General features: G+C 30.4%; 19 protein-coding genes. 14 read left to right on the top strand and 5 right to left on the bottom strand.

Annotation, left to right across the window (positions count from 1 at the left end; genetic code table 11):
• From ACKTSW_RS11275 to ACKTSW_RS11255, 5 genes are all read left to right on the top strand, one after another.
• Positions 1-689: energy transducer TonB (locus tag ACKTSW_RS11275; protein ID WP_408025364.1), on the top strand; the 689-nt coding region annotated here is incomplete at its 5' end.
• Positions 690-1,373: 684 nt separating this feature from the next.
• Positions 1,374-2,003, top strand: coding sequence for a hypothetical protein (locus ACKTSW_RS11270; RefSeq protein ID WP_408025363.1), 630 nt, complete (start codon positions 1,374-1,376; stop codon positions 2,001-2,003).
• A 92-nt stretch (positions 2,004-2,095) separates the two neighbouring features.
• Positions 2,096-2,284, top strand: coding sequence for a hypothetical protein (locus ACKTSW_RS11265; protein WP_408025362.1), 189 nt, complete (start codon positions 2,096-2,098; stop codon positions 2,282-2,284).
• Positions 2,285-2,346: 62 nt separating this feature from the next.
• The gene (locus ACKTSW_RS11260) at positions 2,347-3,264 is read left to right on the top strand and encodes a carboxypeptidase-like regulatory domain-containing protein (RefSeq protein WP_408025361.1); all 918 of its coding nucleotides are present in this window, start codon (positions 2,347-2,349) and stop codon (positions 3,262-3,264) included.
• Positions 3,265-3,613: 349 nt separating this feature from the next.
• The gene (locus tag ACKTSW_RS11255; protein WP_408025360.1) at positions 3,614-5,776 is read left to right on the top strand and encodes a peptidase domain-containing ABC transporter; all 2,163 of its coding nucleotides are present in this window, start codon (positions 3,614-3,616) and stop codon (positions 5,774-5,776) included.
• A gap of 80 nt (positions 5,777-5,856) precedes the next feature.
• Here the strand turns inward: ACKTSW_RS11255 and ACKTSW_RS11250 are convergent, their stop codons facing one another.
• Genes ACKTSW_RS11250 through ACKTSW_RS11230 form a run of 5 tightly spaced genes read right to left on the bottom strand, consistent with a single transcriptional unit; the run spans position 5,857 to position 10,465 of the window.
• Positions 5,857-6,705, bottom strand: coding sequence for a 5-oxoprolinase subunit C family protein (locus ACKTSW_RS11250; RefSeq protein WP_408025359.1), 849 nt, complete (start codon positions 6,703-6,705; stop codon positions 5,857-5,859).
• Positions 6,698-7,417 carry a 5-oxoprolinase subunit PxpB gene (gene pxpB / locus ACKTSW_RS11245; RefSeq protein ID WP_408025358.1) on the bottom strand — a complete coding sequence of 240 codons (720 nt, stop codon included), beginning with the start codon at positions 7,415-7,417 and terminating at the stop codon, positions 6,698-6,700. The genes ACKTSW_RS11250 and pxpB overlap by 8 nt, the downstream gene beginning before the upstream one ends.
• Positions 7,410-8,150: a 5-oxoprolinase subunit PxpA gene (gene pxpA, locus ACKTSW_RS11240; RefSeq protein WP_408025357.1), complete on the bottom strand. Its 741-nt coding sequence runs from the start codon at positions 8,148-8,150 to the stop codon at positions 7,410-7,412. The genes pxpB and pxpA overlap by 8 nt, the downstream gene beginning before the upstream one ends.
• Positions 8,140-9,366 carry an Nramp family divalent metal transporter gene (locus tag ACKTSW_RS11235; RefSeq protein WP_408025356.1) on the bottom strand — a complete coding sequence of 409 codons (1,227 nt, stop codon included), beginning with the start codon at positions 9,364-9,366 and terminating at the stop codon, positions 8,140-8,142. The genes pxpA and ACKTSW_RS11235 overlap by 11 nt, the downstream gene beginning before the upstream one ends.
• Entirely contained in the window at positions 9,359-10,465 is a 1,107-nt protein-coding gene (locus ACKTSW_RS11230; protein WP_408025355.1) for a DUF2891 domain-containing protein, read from the bottom strand. The genes ACKTSW_RS11235 and ACKTSW_RS11230 overlap by 8 nt, the downstream gene beginning before the upstream one ends.
• A gap of 77 nt (positions 10,466-10,542) precedes the next feature.
• On the opposite strand from ACKTSW_RS11230, the gene ACKTSW_RS11225 reads away from it, so the two are divergent.
• The 9 genes from ACKTSW_RS11225 to ACKTSW_RS11185 all read left to right on the top strand — a co-directional run bounded on the left by ACKTSW_RS11225 (position 10,543) and on the right by ACKTSW_RS11185 (position 20,516).
• Positions 10,543-11,862 (top strand): anthranilate synthase component I family protein, encoded by a 1,320-nt coding sequence (locus tag ACKTSW_RS11225; RefSeq protein WP_408025354.1) that lies wholly within the window; start codon positions 10,543-10,545, stop codon positions 11,860-11,862.
• Positions 11,863-11,928: 66 nt separating this feature from the next.
• Entirely contained in the window at positions 11,929-12,441 is a 513-nt protein-coding gene (locus tag ACKTSW_RS11220; protein WP_408025353.1) for a hypothetical protein, read from the top strand.
• A complete protein-coding gene (locus ACKTSW_RS11215; protein WP_408025352.1) occupies positions 12,442-13,266 on the top strand; it encodes an alpha/beta hydrolase in 825 nt (274 codons plus the stop codon).
• Positions 13,267-13,278: 12 nt separating this feature from the next.
• Positions 13,279-14,592, top strand: a complete 1,314-nt coding sequence (gene tilS / locus ACKTSW_RS11210; protein ID WP_408025351.1) for a tRNA lysidine(34) synthetase TilS — start codon at positions 13,279-13,281, stop codon at positions 14,590-14,592.
• Between the two features lie 23 nt (positions 14,593-14,615).
• A complete protein-coding gene (locus ACKTSW_RS11205) occupies positions 14,616-16,574 on the top strand; it encodes a protein-disulfide reductase DsbD family protein (protein ID WP_408025350.1) in 1,959 nt (652 codons plus the stop codon).
• Positions 16,575-16,652: 78 nt separating this feature from the next.
• Positions 16,653-17,225, top strand: a complete 573-nt coding sequence (locus ACKTSW_RS11200; RefSeq protein WP_408025349.1) for a DUF4126 domain-containing protein — start codon at positions 16,653-16,655, stop codon at positions 17,223-17,225.
• A gap of 220 nt (positions 17,226-17,445) precedes the next feature.
• Positions 17,446-18,981, top strand: a complete 1,536-nt coding sequence (locus tag ACKTSW_RS11195) for a YifB family Mg chelatase-like AAA ATPase (RefSeq protein WP_408025348.1) — start codon at positions 17,446-17,448, stop codon at positions 18,979-18,981.
• A 148-nt stretch (positions 18,982-19,129) separates the two neighbouring features.
• Entirely contained in the window at positions 19,130-20,137 is a 1,008-nt protein-coding gene (locus tag ACKTSW_RS11190) for a TlpA family protein disulfide reductase (RefSeq protein ID WP_408025347.1), read from the top strand.
• Positions 20,138-20,237: 100 nt separating this feature from the next.
• The gene (locus ACKTSW_RS11185; protein WP_408025346.1) at positions 20,238-20,516 is read left to right on the top strand and encodes a hypothetical protein; all 279 of its coding nucleotides are present in this window, start codon (positions 20,238-20,240) and stop codon (positions 20,514-20,516) included.
• Positions 20,517-20,611: the final 95 nt, after the last annotated feature.

The raw sequence follows: 20,611 nt of genomic DNA, 5'->3' as shown, positions 1-20,611 counted from the left end.
TAATTACCCTTTTTTTAATAAGCAGTAGCATTAATTTTGCTATAGCCCAAGATAAATGTACATCTAAAGATGATGGTTTAGTAGATGTGAACATGGTAGATAAATGTCTCATAGAAAAAAAAGAAAATAACAACTATAAATCTCCCGTTATAGTTACAGTAGTTTCTAGTAGAAGATATTTAAGAAAACGTGTTTATTTTAAAAAAGCTATTAGTTTAACAAATAATTTAAAGGCTACTGCTTTGGCTCCTTTAAAAATTAATAATAAATTACTAATGACCAGCTTAGATAATATAGCACCTATTACAATTGAGTCTGAAAAAGGAGTTAGCTTTGATTCAGTTGATGAAATTCCAATGTTTTTATCATGTGTAGAATTATCAACAGATAAGATAGATTGTTTTAACTATGAAATGCAAAGGCATATAATTAACACATTAGTATACCCAGAAGAAGCATTAAAAAAAGAACTAGAAGGAGAGGTCAATGTTAGTTTTGTTATAGATGAAACAGGTAAGGTAACAGATGTTGAAACTAAAGGAATTAATGTACATGAAACCTTTAAAAATGAAGCAAGAAGAATTGTATTATTGTTGCCCAATTTTACTCCTGGAAAGCATAAAAGTAAAAATACTAAAGTCGTTTACAGCTTCCCTATGAATTTTAGTTTAGATACTTCTGTAGATTAGGGTGTAAAACTAGCTGTTTTTTATGGTTGATGAATTGTAATTTGTTGCTTGTAAAAGCACTAAACCCTTAGGTATAAAAAAAGTGATTTTATTAATGACATTAGTTGATTTTTATGCAACTAGTGTAATGTCACAACAAAAAGTATGTGAAAGCCTAGAGGAGTCTTTAAATTTTAATAGTATTACAAAATATACTATTGTCCCAAAAGACAAAAAAATAAAAAACAAGAAAAATTTTTGTAAGGGTATCTGCTAATAAGAGATACTTAAAAAAGAGATGTTTTTAAAAAGAAAGTAGTTTCAAAGACCACTGGATTATCAGGAGCAGGAACTGCTGCAATAGAAAATACAAATTCTCAAACAACTTTAAACCAGTCTTTAACTTTAAAAAGTAATCTTGAAGATTTAACTAGCAAGTTATCGTCAAAAGAGGTTAAGCAAAAAGTGGAGGAATAAGCTGAGAAAAAAGAATAAGCTTCTAGTTATAGTAAAACAAAGCCCCGATAGTTATATTACTGTCGGATTTTTTGTTTTTCAAAACACAATAACAGTGTGTATTCTTTAAAAGAACACTCTAAAACAAACAAATCAACACAATAAACGTTAAAAAAAAAGAATTGCTATCTGATGAAATTGCTATCTGATGAAATTGCTATCTGATGAAATTCTGTTAATTTTAAAAACGTGTCAAAACTTAGAGTTAGGTATTTATTTTTTGTCCTTATTGTATTATTAGTTACGATATTTTTTATAGAATTTCTATGTATAAACTCATACATAGAAAGTATGTTTCAATACACAAATTCAGAAATAAAAAACAATGCTTTAAATAATGAATTAAGAGAGTTTAAATTCCTATTGTTAGACACATTCCTGTTTTTATTCTTGCAAAGCCTAGGAATGTTTTTTTGCTTAAACATAGGTTTGCTTTGTTTTGATATTAAGGTAAAAATCAAAAATATTGTACAACTTATAATATTAAGCTCTTTTGCCATAATAATTTATCAATTTTTAACCATACTCATTATTAAAATTAATGGTTGGACATTTACAGTTGGTTCAATAAATTCAGTTTCAGAAAAATTGAGTATAGCAAACTACGTTTATTTAGGCAAAACAATTTCATGGACAAAGTTATCACTCAGCAGTATAAATTTATTTCAATTATTAACTATAACTCTATTAACAATAGGAATTCATAAAATTCTGCTATTAAATTATAAAAGAGCATTTTTTATAACCCTTAGAACCTACGGAATTGGTATTTTATTATGGTTTGTTTTTGCCATGGTTATGGAGATGAATTTTGGTTAGCTATCTATAGACGTCAGCTGATAGAAAAGGTTTACTTATTTACCTTCACATAAAAAATGAGAAAAAATTATTAATTTAAAAAATTCTAAAAAATGAAAGAATTATCAGTAAACAAATTAGAAAACCTTGAAGGAGGTAAATTTTGGGGAACAACAGAAACATGTCATGATGAATATGATGCATCTAGTGGCTGTACAACAACATATTGTGATTATGTAACACAGCGTTTTTGGATTGTTACTGAAAGATTAAATCATATTCCTTCAGGAACTACTTGTTAATATTAACTTTTACTGGCACAGTTAATGTGTTATCTTATACATTAACTGTGTATTTTTTATCTATGAACTACTTAAAATATACTATCTCCTTTTTCTTTTTTTATAATGTAATATTATTCGGTCAGAACTTATACATTATAGACTCAATCACGTCTGAAATTATTTCTTATGCTAACGTAAAACACATCAACAAAAACAGGGGTGTTTTTAGTGATGAAAATGGAATATTTAATAAAGAATATTTTAATACTCAAGATACTATCAAAGTTTCGCATTTAAATTATGTTAGTAAAACTTTAAGTATAAGAAGCATTAACAACAATACTATTTTTTTGAAACCAAAATCTGAAAGATTAAACGAAATAATAATTTCGAAAAAGGTTGGAAAAAATAAGACAATTGGCTATTTGAAAAACAATAAAAATTTATCTTGGTTTATTCAACCTAATAACGAGCTTGCTACATTAATTAAATATGAAAAAGATTATAAAACAGCATATATAAATAAAATTTTTATTCCCATAGGAAAAAAAACTATCATAAGAGATAATGGGAAGTTAAAAAAAAGTTATCCTAAGTTTAATAGTGTTTTCAAAGTTCATATTTATTCAAACAAAGGAAATCTACCTTCTAAAGAAGTTATTGATAAACCCATTATCATTAAATGTAATCAAAACTCCAATGATATAATTGAAATTAATATTTCTGAGCAAAATATTGAACTACCCAAAGAAGGTTTGTTTTTTGCTGTTGAAATGATAGGTGAAGTAAATATCAAAGGAAAAATAATAGAAAATAAAACCTTATTACCTTCTTTTAAGTTCACAAAAAAAAGTAAAAAAGATATTCAATCTATATCCTATACAAAATTTGCTTTTTCTAACAATGAGTGGATTAGTATAAAGAATGACAAAAAATATAAGCATATTTCAAAATATAATATGGCAGTTGGATTATCATTAGAAATATATAAAAACTAATTGTATACTAATACGAGTGTAAAACTCATGCTTGAAACCATAAATATCATATATTTTTTGTTTCAGTTATAAAAATGAATTTTAGTTGAATATAAATTAAGACATGAAAGGGTTTCTTATTTACATTTCAAAAAAGAAAAACTAAGTATAATTTAAAATTCAAAAAATTCCAAAAAGCTATGAAAGAATTATCTATAAATAAATTACAAAACCTTGAAAGAGGTAAGTTTTGGGGCACAAAAACAGTCTGTGAAAACATTGGTGATTTTTGCTATTGTGAAAGTACTTATTATGCTTTTTGGGTCACTACTAAAAGGGAAACTATAATTTCATTTGGTAACTGTTAAGAATGAGAAAAGGTAAGTTTAAAAAAGTTCATTCCCAACACCATGACCAATCTGATTGTGGTGTCGTTTGTTTACTTACGATCTTAAAATATTACAAAACTCATGTTTCATTAGGAAAGTTAAGGGAATATAGTGGTACTTCTAAGCAAGGTACAACAATGTTAGGGCTTATGCAGTGTGGTAATCAAATAGGATTAGAGGTAAAAGGCTATGAATCTACTATTGAAGTATTAAAGAAAAATAAAGTACCTGTCATCCTACACACTATCTATGAAGAAAAACTACAGCATTATATTGTCTGTTTTGGCTATAACAATGAACAAAAAAAGTTTATAATCAGTAATCCTAATAGTTCTAAAATTGAATATTTAAAGGAAGAAGAATTAAATGATATATGGAAGTCCAAAGCCTTATTACTTTGTAACGAAACTGATATCTTAGTTAAAGACAGGGCACAAAAAAAGAAAAAATGGAAATGGGTTTTTAACTATATCAAAGAGGATTTAAACCTACTTATAATGGCGCTGTTTTTAGGGATATTTTTAGCTATTTTAAACTTATCTACAGCAATTTATTCTCAAAAGTTAATAGATGTTTTATTACCTTCTAAAAATTCATTTAAGATAACATCAAGTATTTGCTTACTTCTACTTTTATTCTTAATTCAAGTTTTTTTCGGATATCTAAGAAGTTTGTTTTTAATACGACAAACGAAAAATTTCAACACAAGAGTTCTATATTTTTTTTACAGTAGTTTATTAAAACTTCCTAAACCTTTTTTTGATACCAGAAAAATTGGAGATATGGTATCTAGAATGAATGATACCACTAGAATCCAAAAGACTATTTCTAAAATAATTGGGAACATAATGATTGATATTTTAATGATTATTGTAGTTTCTATTGCTATTTTTAACTATAACAAAACTCTTGGTTTTATCTCTTTATCATGGATTCCAGTTTTTATCTTAATTGTTCTATTTTTTAACCCTAAAATAAAGAAAAAACAAGAGTTAGTTATGCAGTCATATGCAAAAAATGAAAGTAATTACATTGATACTATTGAAGGAATAGAAACCATAAAGATTAATAATAGAGAATCTTTCTATACAAAATACACAAGTGATATATTCAAATCATTTCAAAAGTCAGTATATGATTTGGGTAAGTTAGGGTTAAATTATGCTGCTATAAGTCAATTGATTTCGAATATTTTTATAATTACATCTTTAAGCTACAGTATATACTTAGTTTTAAATGAGAATTTAACAGCTGGTGTGATTATAGCAATTTTACAATTAGTAGGAATCTTAATGTCCTCTAGCTCTAACTTAGCATTAATTAATATTGAAATTCAAGAAGCCAAAGTTGCTTTTAACCGTATGTTTGAGTTTACATCGATAGAAAAAGAAAAACAAGGGAGTATTGAACTTCAAAAGTTTGAGTCTTTAGAAATAAACGACCTATCATTCCGTTTTGCAGGCAGAAGTCAACTATTAAAAAAAGTAACCCTTACCATAAAAAAAGGAGAGCTCTCAGCAATTGTTGGAGAAAGTGGAAGTGGAAAAAGTACTTTAGGGCAAATACTTCAAAAATTTTATGACTTTGAAAATGGGATAATAACTGTTAATAAAAAAGATTCTCTTAAAGATGTAGATTTAACTGATTGGAGAAATTTAGTTGGGGTTGTACCACAAGAAATTACCATTTTTAATGGGAATGTGTTGGATAATATTTTATTAGGTAAAGAAGACACCCCAGAAAACGTTGTAAAATTTTGTCAAGAACACGGTTTTGAAGAATTCATTAAAGAATTTCCACAAGGTTACGCTACTATTTTAGGTGAAGAAGGAGTAAATCTTTCTGGTGGCCAAAAACAAATTATAGCCTTAGCACGCGTTTTATACAAAAGACCTCAATTACTAATTTTAGATGAAGCTACTGCTGCAATGGATAGAAAAACTGAGAAGTTTAGTATTGGATTAATTTCAAAATTAAAAGAACAAATGGGAGTGTTGTTTATCTCTCATCGTTTAGAAACCTTAAAAAAATACGCAGACACTATTTACGTGTTAGAAAATGGAGAAACTAATATAAATGGTAGTCATAAAGAACTATTGATGACTTCTAATTTTTACAGCGACTATTGGAAAGAATTAGCGTAACATGAAAACTAGAGAAAGTAGATTACATCATACAAACCGTTATGCTTCTCGTTATAATGTTTTACAATATCTGTCTAAAATCAACGGTATAGTTTAAACCTCAACCTATCTCCTGTAGTTTTTTGAGCAAGGATGTTAATGGCGTTTTCAGAAAGTTGTAGTATACGAGGATACCCTCCTGTAACCTGACAGTCTCTCATTAGCACAATTAATTTTCCCGATGGTGTTAATTGTACCGTACCGGGTAATACCCCAGAAGTTAACATAGAATCGAATTTATTCGGTATACCTTCATTGAGTCGGTAACCCATTCGGTTATTATCAGAAGAAATGCTGAACACCGTTTCTTTAAGTAATGTGATTTGCTCTTGAGAAAGTAAGTTAAATTCAGGACCTTTAAAACAAAGAATACTTTCAGAAGTAAAGTGAGTTTCCTGTACTTTTACTGTAGCTAAAGATTGTTGTAAGTTATTCTTTGGAATAGCTAAGGGCAGGATATCTCCTTTTTTTAAAATAAAATCAGGAGTGATTTCTTTATAAAAACTTCGGCTGTTTAAAAATAGTGCAGTTTGTATGCCTCCCGAAACTCCAATATACGTGCGTACACCATATTTTCTTTTTTTAAAAGACAATACCATTCCCTTGGCTACTCTTTGCAACGAATTTAACTTGATATTTACATCATTCAGTCTCGGAGAAAAATCGGCTCCTGTAATACAAATAAAGGTATCACTTAAAAACTCTAATTTGCAACCTCCAAAAGTAATTTCGATTACCGCAGCCTCTTCTTCATTATGTAATAAATGATTCGCTAATTTTGCAGAAAAAACATCCATAGCTCCAGAAACTGGAACCCCTATTTTTCGATACCCTTTTCTGCCTAAATCTTGTACAGAGCTGTAAATTCCAGAAGTTAACACTTTAATCATATAGAACTGATTTAAATATTTGATATACTTCTTTTTGTGCTGTTATCTTTTCATATTCTGACAGTGTAATAGGTACAAATTGTATTTTATCGCCTGCTTTAGCAAAACAGGGTGTTTCTTTGCTTATATCAAACAAAGAAATAGGTGTACTACCAATAATATTCCAACCACCTGCACTTTGTTGTGGGTAAATACCTGTTTGACTTCCACCAATAGCGACCGACCCTTTGGGTACTTGTAATCTTGGGGTTACTTTTCTAGGAAAATGCAACCGTTTTTCTAAACCTCCTAGATATAGAAAACCTGGTAAAAAACCTATAAAATAAACAGTATAAATCGTGCTACTATGTTTCTGTACGAGTTCATCAGATGTTAACTGCAATCCTTTTGACAATTCTACTAAATCAATTCCAAATGTGGTGTCATAACACACGGGAATTTCCCATAAGCTGTTTTTTACTTCTAAAAAAACATTTCTTTTCTTGTAGAGTTCTTGGAGTGATTTTATTTCCTCTGTTACTGGTTTATCTCTATAAATAAGCATCAACGAATTATAACCTATAACACTATCTTCAATGGCTTTAGATTTCTCTGAACGTATGAGTTGTTCGAACCGAGTGATATCTTGTATAATTTCTTCTGAAATTACAGCTTCCCACTCTATTAAAACAGTACGTTCTCCAAAAAGTTTATATGTAGGTTTTTTAGGCAATTCTTATGTTGTTTTCAGTAAGTTTTGCATGAATATAGGCTACCAGTTCCACCGCATTTTTAGTATCTCCATGTACACAAATTGTATTGGCTATGATTTTTTTAACTCCCGAAATGGTATATACCTCTTTATCTACAATCATTCTTTTAACATGTGAGAATACCAGCTCTTTATTGGTTATCAAGGCATTTTTTTGACTTCTCGAAACCAAGCTTAAATCATCATTGTAATTTCTATCAGCAAAAGTTTCGTATTGTATTTGCAAATTACTTTTTAAAGCTTCTTTAGCGATTACTGAGTTGTAAGGAATATATAAAAACACTTCTGGATAGGTGTTTTGAACCGCTCGTATAACCAATTGCGCCATCTCCTTGTCTTTAGCTATTAAATTATATAAAGCACCATGAGGTTTTACATGATGGAGTTTTACATCTTGCAAAACAGTTCTTTCTTTCAATAATTGAATTTGCGCTTCAATACTTTTTTGCAAGGCTTCCGAAGAAATATCCATCACCACTCTTCCAAAATTTTCTCGATCCGGAAAGGAAGGATGTGCTCCTATTTTTACGTTATGTTCTTTAGCCAATCCTATTACTTTATCTATAACCTCAACACTTCCAGCATGAGCTGCACAAGCAATATTACAAGAAGAAATATAAGGCATGATTAATTTTTCATTTCCTACACCTTCACCTACATCACAGTTAATATCTATACTAAATTTAGAATACATTAAACACGTTTAAAATACTTTTCAATCCCAAGAATATACTCATGGTTAAAATAAATAATCCTATAAGATTTTGCCATTTCGTATTGCTATAGTTTCCTAATACCGACTTCTTATTCATAATCCATAATAAGATTCCTGCTACTATAGGTAACAACATTCCGTTAGCTACTTGTGCAAATTTGATAATTTCTATGGGTTTTATTCCTATAGAAGAAAATACCACTCCAATAATTAGAATTGTAATCCAAACAGCTCTAAATCGTTTTGATTTTAATCCATCTTTCCAACCTAAACATCCTTTGGCAACATACCCTGCTGCTAAAGGTGCTGTAATTGCTGAAGTAATTCCTGCTGCAAACAATCCTAATGCCAAGAAATATTTTGAAAAACTTCCATACAAAGGTTCGAGCCCTTTGGCTAAATCGGCTGCATTATTAATTTCTGTAGAATTAATTGCCGCTGCTGAAACAATAATTGCCATCGAAACCAATCCGCCAAGTACAATGGATACAATCGTATCTTTTTTAGCTAGCGGTAAATCGTTAGATGTTTTCCATTTTTCTTTGACCAAAGAAGCGTGTAAAAATAAATTATAGGGCACTACCGTGGTTCCTATTAACCCGATGATGGTTAACAAACTTTTCTCTGGAAACTTTGGAACCAGCATTCCTTTAAAGACTTCAATAAGATTCGGATTGGTAATAATTGCGGTTATTAGAAAGGAAACACTCATTAACAATACCAAGGCTACCAAGGCTCTTTCTAAAAATTTATAGTTACCTATGTACAAGAGTATAAAAGCAATAATTCCAATAATAAGACTCATCGCATTCAGGGTAAAACTTCCGAGGGTAAACGACCAGTTTCCAAATACAGTTTCTAATCCTAAAATTCCGCCACTAATATTTCCTGCTTCATAAGAAGCGTTTCCAATCACAATAGCTGAAAGTATTAAAATAGTAATCAATTGTTTTAAAAAAGGCGATTTTATTTCTTCTCGAATGACTTCCGATAATCCTTTTTGAGAAATAATTCCCAAACGAGCCGCCATTTCTTGTAAAACAATCGTTGCTATGATAGATAATAACATCGCCCATAACAAGTTCATTCCAAAATTCACTCCTGCCAGTGTGCATAAGGTTACAGTTCCTGGTCCAATAAAAGCTGCTGCTACTAAAGTACCTGGTCCTATATTTTTAAACCAGTCTTTAATCATTTTTGGTTGAGTTTAAAGCATAAATAGCAAAACTCCCTAACCAATGTCCTCCTTCATAACTGTCTCCTACTATATTTGGCAACGAATAATTTATGTGCTCATTGGCTATATTTTTTAAATGTTTTAACTCTGGCATACCATCAACAATTCTATATAATGCCCATGCTCTTGAAAAGTTTACTCCATCTAGGTGGACTAGTTTCCCATCTTTTCTATCCGACACCTCTCCTACGCTTAAAGTAAATTCTTTGTTTTTTAGTTGTGGTAAAAAATCAGCAAACCATAATCTAAATTCTGCAGGAGACATAATACGTTTCATAATGGCTGCCTCTTGTAAACATGGCGATAAGAAATCGTATCCGCTTGGCTCCCAAGACAACGGGCAGTGTGCATCTTTTAGATAAAAACTTCTGGCTCTCTTTCTAATTAAATCCTTTAATTTATCGTTTCTCACTGTATTGGCATAATCCCACGCAAATGTTAATCCGAAAGCCGTATTGGTATGTTCTCCTACTCTTATAGGGTATTTTAATTTAGGTAAAAACGCTATATATTTTTCAACAATTAAATCGGTTAATGGCTGTAGGTTTTCTTCTAACTGTTTTGCTACAGGATCATTCCACGTATGCAACTCTTCTGCTAGTTTTAACAACCAAGCCCACCCATAGGTTCTCTCCCAAGATTTATTGTGTTTTCCATGAAAGTATTCAACTTCTTTTTTAATATTTTCTTTTGAAATATTAGCTAGCAATTGCTGTTTAATACCTTCAGCATTATTTAAGTTAGGGAACTGTTTTAGTAACGAAATCAAACTCCAATGTCCATGTACTGAAGAATGCCAATCGAAGCATCCGTAAAAAGCAGGGTGTAGTTCTTTAGGAGATTGTAGGTCTTCATTACCTCCTATAACCTGATTCAATTTGTTAGGGTACTCTACATTAATACAGTTTACGGGTAAAAATGCTAGTTTGTTGGCTTGGGTTAAATTTAACTCAGGAGCCATTACTTCTTTCGCTTCTATTTGTGTTTTGTTATTACTATCAACTTGTTTACAGGCTACTCCTAAACAAATTAATCCTAAGAGGTATAGTTTCTTCATTTGATTTAAAAACTTAAATTTTTATAAAAGTAACAAAAGAAAACAGGAATATTCTCTTCATTTTCTATTTTTGTCGCATGTCAAAAAGAACACAGCGTAACTTTTCGGTTGACAATATTAAAATGTTTCAAGAAAAACTTTTTGCTTGGGCTCAACAATATGAAACTATCGTTTGGTTAGATTCCAATAATTATAAACAAGAATATTCTTCTTTTCAATGTGCTTTAGCTATTGATGAGTTTACTTGTATAAAAACAGATTACCACAACGCTTTTGATAAATTGAAAGAATACCAATCTTTTACCAAAGATTATATTTTTGGATACATTAGTTATGATGTTAAAAATGATACTGAAAAACTACGTTCAACTAATTTTGATGGACTTCATTTTCCTGATTTGTATTTTTTTCAGCCTCAAAAGTTGATTTTTATTAAAGATAATACGGTTGAATTTCACTATTTACAAATGATTGATGATGAATTGGAAGAAGATTTTGAAGATATTATTGAAATAAACCCTACAATTCAAAATCATATACAAGAAGAAACCAGTGAAGTAAAAATAAAACTACGTATTCATAAAGATGAATATTATGAAAAAGTAGGGAGTATTTTAGACCATATTCAAAGAGGTGATATTTACGAAGCTAACTTCTGTCAAGAATTCTATGCGGAAGAGACCATTATAAATCCGTATAAAGTATATACACAGTTAAACCAAATATCAGAACCTCCGTTCGCCACTTTTTTTAAAAACTACAATCATTACCTATTATCTGCTACTCCTGAAAGGTATATTAGAAAAGAAGAATTAAAAATTATTTCACAACCTATAAAAGGAACAGCAAAACGGCTCATTAACCCTATTGAAGATGAAAAAATTGCTTTTGATTTAGCTCGTGATGAAAAAGAACGATCAGAAAATATTATGATTGTTGATTTGGTACGTAACGATTTGTCGAGAACCGCAAAAAAGGGAAGTGTTCAAGTAGAAGAGCTCTGTAAAATATACTCTTTTAAGCAAGTGCACCAAATGATTTCTACAGTAGTTTCCAAAATTGAAAACACTACACATCCGGTTGATGTAATTAAAGACACTTTTCCGATGGGAAGTATGACTGGAGCCCCAAAAATTTCAGCAATGCAAATTATAGAAGCCTTAGAAGAAACTAAACGTGGCTTGTATTCAGGTACCGTTGGCTATTTCACCCCTGATGGTGATTTTGATTTTAACGTAGTTATTCGAAGTATTTTATACAATGCCGAGAACAAGTATGTTTCATATTCGGTCGGTGGTGCTATAACCGCAAAGTCTACTCCAGAAAAAGAGTATGAAGAATGTTTACTTAAAGCAAAAGCGATGAAATATGTTTTAACTCATACTAATAAAAGTTAACTATATTTATAGCAAATACTCATAATAGGTATTTATAACCAACAAATTATCACAAAAAACAAAGAAATGAAAAACACTTTTAAAATTATACTCTTCGTTGTTATCATTGCTACACTTACCTCATGTAAAGTGAACAATTATTCCTTTTTAAATGACTACCCTACTAAGACTGTTCCTTTAATTGACAGTACAAATTTTAGTAACCATATAGAAAGTACATTATTAACAAAGTCGCAGCAAGAACTTTTGAAACTTCCTTCAATTTTTGAAGAACAGTTAAACGATAAAAATGCTAAAATTGGTATTTCTTATCTTCCAAAAATTTCAGAAAACTTTCAATCAGTAGTCTATTATTTTTATCCTAATAACACGGAACTAATTTCTATGCTGGTGAATTATGATGATCAATTTAACATTATCAACAGTCAAGTGTTAGCTTATGATGAAATAGCAGAAGGCATGCTGCAAACTACATCTACACTTAATAAAAATAGTATTGAGTTAGTAGAATATATTTCTGATTCTCCTTCTACTATTATTTTTAATATTTTAGAAGACGGAAACATTACTAGAGACTAAATGACACATAATACATTTACATTCAAATTTCAAAAAGCTGAGTTTTTTGGTCAATACTGGAAACCTAAAAGCATAAAAGCTATAGTTGTAATTATTCACGGAATGGGAGAACATTCTGACAGGTATGAACATGTTGCAAAAAAGTTAAGCGATAATAATTTTGGTGTCATCGCTTTTGATCACTTTGGCCATGGAAAAACAACTGGAAAAAGAGGTCACAATCCAGGTTATGATTATGTATTAGAAAGTATTACTAAACTAATTGAAAAAGGCAAAGAAGTTTTTGATGACAAACCTATCTTCTTATACGGGCACTCTATGGGAGGAAATGCTGTAATTAATTACACACTTCGAAAAAAACAAAATCTAAAAGGAGTGATTGCTACAAGTCCTTTTTTACGTTTGGCTTTTCAACCACCTGCATGGAAACTTTCTTTGGGAAAAGTAATGCAAAAAATAGTTCCTTCAATTACCCTAGGTAATGAATTAGATGCGAATGATATCTCTAGAGATACCATTGAGGTTCAAAAATATATTGATGACCCTTTGGTTCACGATAAGGTTAGTCCTAATTTTTCTTTATCGTTTATTGATGCTGGTGAGTGGGCTATAAAAAATGCTTCCTCTTTAAAAATACCAATGTTATTACTTCATGGTACAGGAGATAAAATTATAGACTTTAAAGCAACAAAAGCTTTTGCTGAAAACACTACTAAAGTAGATATAAAATTGTATGAAGGTGGCTACCATGAGTTACAAAACGACTTATGTAAAGAAGAAATGTTACAAGATGTTGTAAACTGGTTAAATATTCAATTACAATAATTCTTTATTTGTATGCTTCAGAAATTAGCTAAACATATTGACCAACAGTTTTCTTTTTTAAAAGAAAAAAAAATGCTTATAGCTATTTCAGGAGGAGTAGACAGTGTAGTACTAACACATCTACTGTATCAACTACAATTTAATATTTCGTTAGCACACTGTAATTTTAAGCTAAGAGAAGAAGAAAGTGATAAAGATGAAAAGTTTGTTAAAGAATTAGGTAAAAGCTTAAATATCCAAACATTTACAGCACAATTCAATACTAATGAATATGCTATAAAAAATAAACTCTCAACACAATTAGCTGCAAGAGAATTACGTTATGATTGGTTTGATCAATTATGTAAACAACATTCTTTTGATTATATTTTAACAGCACACCACGCAGATGATAATTTAGAAACCTTTATAATTAACCTTAGTCGTGGTAGTGGTTTAGATGGCTTAACAGGTATTCCTTCAATTAACAAAAACATTGTTAGACCTTTTCTTATTTTTTCTCGTGAAGAAGTTTTAAGTTTTGCTAAAGAAAATAATATTAATTGGCGTGAAGATCAAAGTAATGCTGAAACAAAGTATTTAAGAAACAAAATACGACACCAAATAACTCCCTTACTAAAAGAGCTAAACCCCAGTCTTTTAACTAATTTCAATAAAACTATTAATCATTTAAAAGAATCTCAACAAATCATTAATGACAAAATAGAAGAAATTACTGATGAGATTCTTTTAAAAGAAGATAATTTGTTAAAAATCAATATTGAAAAAGTGTTAAAGTTATCAAACCCTAAAGCTTACCTCTACCAACTCTTAAAGCCTTATAAATTCAGAGAATGGGACGATATTTTTAATTTAATTCATGCTCAATCTGGAAAACGAATTTTAACAAAATTTTATACTTTGTTGAAAGACAGAGATTTTTTATTACTTTTACACACTAATGAAAAGGGCTTATTTGAGAATGAGCTTTTTATCATTAATAAAGAAAATAAAAGAATAACAGATCCTATTGATTTGGTATTCGAAGATGTTAAAAAACAAACTACTATTGACCATAAAACTATTTATGTTGATAGTGAATTACTTAGTTACCCCTTGTCTCTGAGGCGATGGACTGCCGGTGATTATTTTTACCCTAAAGGAATGCTAGGTCGTAAAAAAGTAAGTAAGTATTTTAAGGACGAAAAAATATCAATAGTAAACAAAACCAAAATTTGGTTACTCTGTTCTGGTAAAAATGAAATTATATGGATTATTGGAAAACGACAAGACAGACGTTTTTTACCTACAGAAAAAACAACCAAACTTTTAAAAATTAGTATTTAATTAACCCCATCAAACTACATAGAATGAAAAAATTCTTTCCTCTATTTTTATTATTCATAGGTTTAGCGGTTTATTCTCAATCTGATGATAACCCCGTAGTTGTAACTCCAACTGTAGAAAAAGTTTCTGACACTGAGTACGACTTAATTTTTAACGTGTTAATTGCTGAAGATTGGCATTTATACTCTCAGTATAATCCGGAAGACGCTTCACTACCTATGACAATTACACCAGCAGAAGGACAATCTGGATATACCTTAAACGGTAAAGCCAAAGAAAGTGAAACAGAAACTCAGTTTAGCGAAATCTGGGGAAAAGACGAAATTTTTTTCTTAGATGAAGGTAAGTTAATCCAAAGAATTACTGTTTCTGACTCTACATTAACAAAAGTAATATTGAATCTTGACGCACAAGTGTGTAAAGAATACTGCTTACCTTTTGATGAAGATTTCACATTCTCATTAACGGGAGATAAAGTAGAGCAAACTGTTGCTGAAGTAGATGATAAAAGTAAAGAACTATCTCAATCTTTAAATTTAGATTTAAAGAACACCGTGTTATTATCAAGATCTACGAATTCTTCTACTGGTGAAAAAGATAACAGCCTAGTTAATATTTTCTTATTAGGTTTTGTTGGTGGTTTATTAGCTTTCTTAACTCCATGTGTTTTTCCAATGGTTCCTTTAACTGTATCTTTCTTTACCAAACGTGCAGAGAAAAAAGGTAAAGGTATTGGTAGTGCTGTTTTATACGGTTTCTTTATCGTATTAATTTATGGGTTAATAAGTCTTCCTTTCCACTTCTTAGATACATTAGACCCAGAGATTTTAAATAATATTTCAACCAATATTTGGTTAAACTTATTCTTCTTTGTTATTCTAATATTTTTTGCTGGTTCGTTCTTCGGTTTTTACGAATTAACGTTACCTAGTTCTTGGAGTAATAAGGCTGATAGTGCTTCTAATATTGGAGGAATTATCGGAACATTTTTTATGGCTTTAACACTAGCTATTGTATCGTTCTCTTGTACGGGTCCTATTTTAGGGTCTTTATTAGCAGGGTCTTTAAGCGGTGGTGCAATGCAATTATCAGTAGGTATGGTTGGTTTTGGTTTAGCTTTGGCATTACCATTTGCTTTATTTGCTATGTTCCCTAACTGGTTAAACACTTTACCAAAATCTGGTGGATGGTTGAACACTGTTAAAGTTGTTTTAGGATTTATAGAATTGGCTTTTGCCTTTAAATTCTTATCAAATGCAGACTTAGTAGGTCACTGGGGAATTTTAAAAAGAGAAGTTTTTATTGGTATTTGGGCGTTTATTGCATTTTTAATGGCTTTATACTTATTTGGATTTATAGGAAAAAAATATGGAAAAATAACTCTTTTTAGAGTATTAATGGGATTAGGTTCTTTAGCTTTAGCTGTATACTTAGCCCCTGGAGTTATGGAAAAACCAGCATGGAATCAAAATGAATTATTAAGTGGTTTTGCTCCTCCTAAATTCCATAGTATTTTCCAAAAAGATAATCAATGCCCTCTTAATCTAAATTGTTTTAAAGATTTTGAAGAAGGTGTTGCTTATGCTAAATCAGTTAATAAACCTATATTATTAGATTTTACTGGTTGGGCATGTGTGAACTGTCGTAAAATGGAAGAAAATATTTGGAGTCAACCAAATATCTACTCAATAATTAATGATGACTATGTTTTAATTTCGTTATATGTAGATGACCACCAAAGAATGTTACCAGAAGATCAACAATTTGATTTTATAAAATCTAATGGTAAAATAAAAAGAATTAGAACCTATGGTGATAAATGGGCTACGTTACAAGCAGCTAATTTTCAAACAGCTTCTCAGCCATTTTATGTATTAATGAGCCCTGAGTTAGAGGTGTTAAATTCACCTCAACAATATACAGATCATACAACTTACTATAATTGGTTAAAAACTGGTTTAGAAAGATTTAATTCTAACTAATCTTAGTATAGTTATATAATATTAAAAGCCTCTTTTTTTTAAAAAAGAGGCTTTTTTTATATCTTTCAAAAAAAATAGATGACACCAGAAACAATAATTAGTATTTTCCTAGGAATTGGTTTAGCAGCCTCAGTTGGCTTTAGAGTATTTTTACCGTTGTTTGCATTAAGTTTAGCAGGATACTATGATATAATACCTTTAAACCATAACTGGGATTGGATAGCAAGTTCATCAGCTATTATTACTCTCGGTATTGCCACTTTACTAGAGATATTCGCATATTATATTCCTTGGTTTGATAATTTACTAGATACCATAGCTATTCCTTTAGCTGCTGTTGCAGGAACTGCTGTTATGGTATCTACAATAACAGATTTATCTCCTGTTATTACCTGGGCATTAGCAATTATTGCTGGCGGAGGAACAGCTTCTGCAATAAAAGGAACTGCTGCCTCCACTAGATTAGCTTCTACTTCAACAACCGCTGGTATTGCAAATCCAGTTATTTCTACGGTAGAAACTGGAACTTCAGTAATTATGTCTGCTTTTTCTATTTTTTTGCCTATTGTGGCTATTATTTTAGTAATCTTAATGTTTTTCGCTATGCGAAAAATATACAAGTATATCTTCTCTAAATCCAAAAAAGCATAATCATTGGCATATTTTTCATAATAAACCAAGACGATTATAGTAATGATTATTTTTCTATTTAGCAAAGCTTGTAAAAAAGCATTACTTCTTATTTATTGACAATTTCAATATAAGATGATTCTACAAGACTTCTTAAAAGAAGAGTAACCATACTCGTTGGAATTCTAAAGTTAGAGTTCCAATAAGTTTTATTTTTTTCTATATTTAACGAAAAAAAAATATGCTAGTAAAAGTTTATGGAAGTGCTGTTTTTGGTATTGAGGCAAGCACAATTACCGTCGAAGTAAATATTGACAAAGGCATCGGTTATCATCTAGTTGGATTGCCCGATAAAGCTGTAAGTGAAAGTTCATACAGAATTTCTGCCGCTTTAGCTAACAATAATTACAAACTCCCAGGGAAGAAAATTATCATTAACATGGCACCTGCAGATATCCGGAAAGAAGGTGCTGCCTATGACTTAACACTCGCCGTTGGAATCTTAGCAGCTTCTAATCAAATAAAATCTGAAAAAATTGACGATTACATTATTATGGGTGAACTTTCTTTAGATGGAGGTTTACAGCCTATAAAAGGTGCTCTACCTATTGCTATCAAAGCACATGAAGAAGGTTTTAAAAACTTCATCCTTCCAAAAAAAAATGCTAAAGAAGCTGCTATTGTTAGCGATTTAAATATTTTAGGTGTTGATAATATAATGGAAGTAATCAATCATTTTGATGGTAATAAACTCATTGAAACCACAACTGTTGATACACGTGCTGAGTTTTACAAACATATTGACTTTCCAGAGTTTGATTTTGCTGATGTAAAAGGACAAGAGTCTATAAAACGCTGTATGGAAATTGCAGCAGCTGGTGGGCATAACATCATTCTTATTGGACCTCCAGGGGCTGGAAAAACTATGCTAGCAAAACGCTTACCTTCTATTTTACCTCCTATGACTTTACATGAAGCTTTAGAAACCACCAAAATACATTCTGTTGTAGGGAAAGTAAAGAATACAGGTTTAATGTATCAACGCCCTTTTCGTTCGCCTCACCATACAATTTCAGATGTTGCGTTGGTGGGTGGTGGTCAATACCCACAACCTGGAGAAATCTCATTAGCTCACAACGGTGTTCTTTTTTTAGATGAGCTACCCGAGTTTAAACGTTCAGTTTTAGAAGTTATGCGACAGCCTCTAGAAGACAGGGAAGTTACAATTTCTAGAGCTCGTTTTACGGTAAATTATCCTAGTAGTTTTATGCTAGTAGCAAGTATGAACCCGAGTCCTTCAGGATATTTTAACAACACCGATTCACCTGTTACCTCATCTCCAGCTGAAATGCAACGCTATTTAAGTAAAATTTCTGGCCCTTTGTTAGATAGAATTGATATTCATATTGAAGTAACACCAGTTCCATTTGATAAACTATCAGATGAACGAAAAGGGGAAAGTAGTGTAGGTATTAGAAAAAGAGTTACACAAGCTAGAGAAATTCAAACAATACGATTTAAAGATTTTGAAAACATTCATTACAATGCCCAAATGAATGTAAAACAAATTAGTGAGTTTTGTAAATTATCAGAAGAAAGTAAAAACCTATTAAAAATAGCTATGGAAAAATTAAACCTCTCAGCTAGAGCTTATGATAGAATTTTAAAAGTATCTCGTACTATTGCCGATTTAACTTCTTCAGATAACATACGACCTGAACATATTACCGAAGCCATTCAATATAGAAGTTTAGACCGTGAGGGTTGGTTGGGGTAATATTATAAACTATAATTATCACATTAACTATTTAATTTTTTTTCTACAAAAAATGAAAGCAAGTGATAAAAAATTGCGATTTCATTTAAAATTACTAATTTAGGCTTTTATTATAAAGTTAAAAAGCAAAATTAAACATACACACCTAATGAAAAAATTAGTTTACTTATTGGTAATTTCTATTGCCTTAGTTTCATGTAAAAAAGAGCAAAAAGATTATGTGACTTTTTCAGGGAAAATTACGAACAAGAACTCAGACTCTGTTGTTATTTCTAATCCTCAATTCAAATTTAACAAAGTTATTACTGTTGATGAAAATGGAATGTTCAAAGACACCATGAAGGTAAAAGACGGTTTTTACAGACTTTTCGATGGTAAAGAGGCAACTACGCTTTATTTACAAAATGGAGCTGATATTAAAATGACTCTTGATACTAAAGAATTTGATGAAACCATTACTTATACAGGTGCTGGTTTTGAAGAAAGTGCTTTCTTAGCAAAAGTTTCTGTAGAGCAAGAAAAATTATTTAAAGATGAAGAGCTAATGGATTTACCAGAATTAGACTTTAGAAAAAAAGTTTCTACTTATGTTGACAATTTTAACAAAAGATTTGAAGGAACTTCTTTAGATTCTGCATTTGTAGCAAGTCAAAAACAAAATATTTCTGGTTTAGAACAATACCTAACCAAAGTATACAATGACAAGCAGTATATGGCAAAAAACTTAGCCAAAGGTATGGAATCTCCTAAGTTTGTTGACTATGAAAACAATGCTGGGGGTGCCACCTCTTTAGACGATTTAAAAGGGAAGTATGTATATATCGACTTATGGGCGACTTGGTGTCCACCATGTAAAGCTGAAATTCCTTTTTTAAAGAAAGTAGAAAAACAATACCATGATAAAAACATCGAATTTGTGAGTATTTCTGTAGATAGTAAAAAAGACTATGGAACTTGGAAACAAATGATCGTTGATAAAGAATTATCAGGAGTTCAGCTATATGCTAATGGAGATAAAGCCTTTATGGACGCATATAAAGTATCAGGAATTCCAAGGTTTATCTTATTAGATCCAGAAGGAAAGATTGTAGATTCTAATGCTCCAAGACCTTCTAACCCTAAATTAGTTAAATTACTCGAATCATTGAATATTTAGTCTTAAAAGACGTTTATAGCTTAAAAGCTCGCAAACTTGCGAGCTTTTTTGTTTTTAATTATTCTTCTTTAGATTAATTAAAAATAATTATATTTACCAGATGAATTTTTTTGTAGAAGAATTATCATTTAAAATATCTTGTGGTAGCAGAAACTGTTACCAACTAGATTTTGGCTATAAAGTAATAGAGTTTACTTTTTGTCAACTATTAGCCTTTAGGAAAAAAGTTCTACAACACTCGTCTTACGAATCGTTAGAAGCCATTATTAACGGAGATAACTTTATACTTCTTTTTGCTGCAGACAATAAACATGTATTACTCTTAGATGTCCCTCAACTTATAGAGCTTAGGCAACTTCTTTTATCAGTTTTTAAGTAATAAAGTCTTTACTAAGACTAGCTTTAAATTAGAACCTCCATTCTCTTTAGAGTCTTATAATCTGTATCTTTATGCTATATTAAAACTAAACGAAA

The organism is Tenacibaculum sediminilitoris (assembly GCF_964513795.1).
Taxonomy (GTDB): domain Bacteria; phylum Bacteroidota; class Bacteroidia; order Flavobacteriales; family Flavobacteriaceae; genus Polaribacter; species Polaribacter sediminilitoris.
Note: the sequence above shows the minus strand (reverse complement) of the source record. Positions and strands in the feature narration are given on the sequence as shown.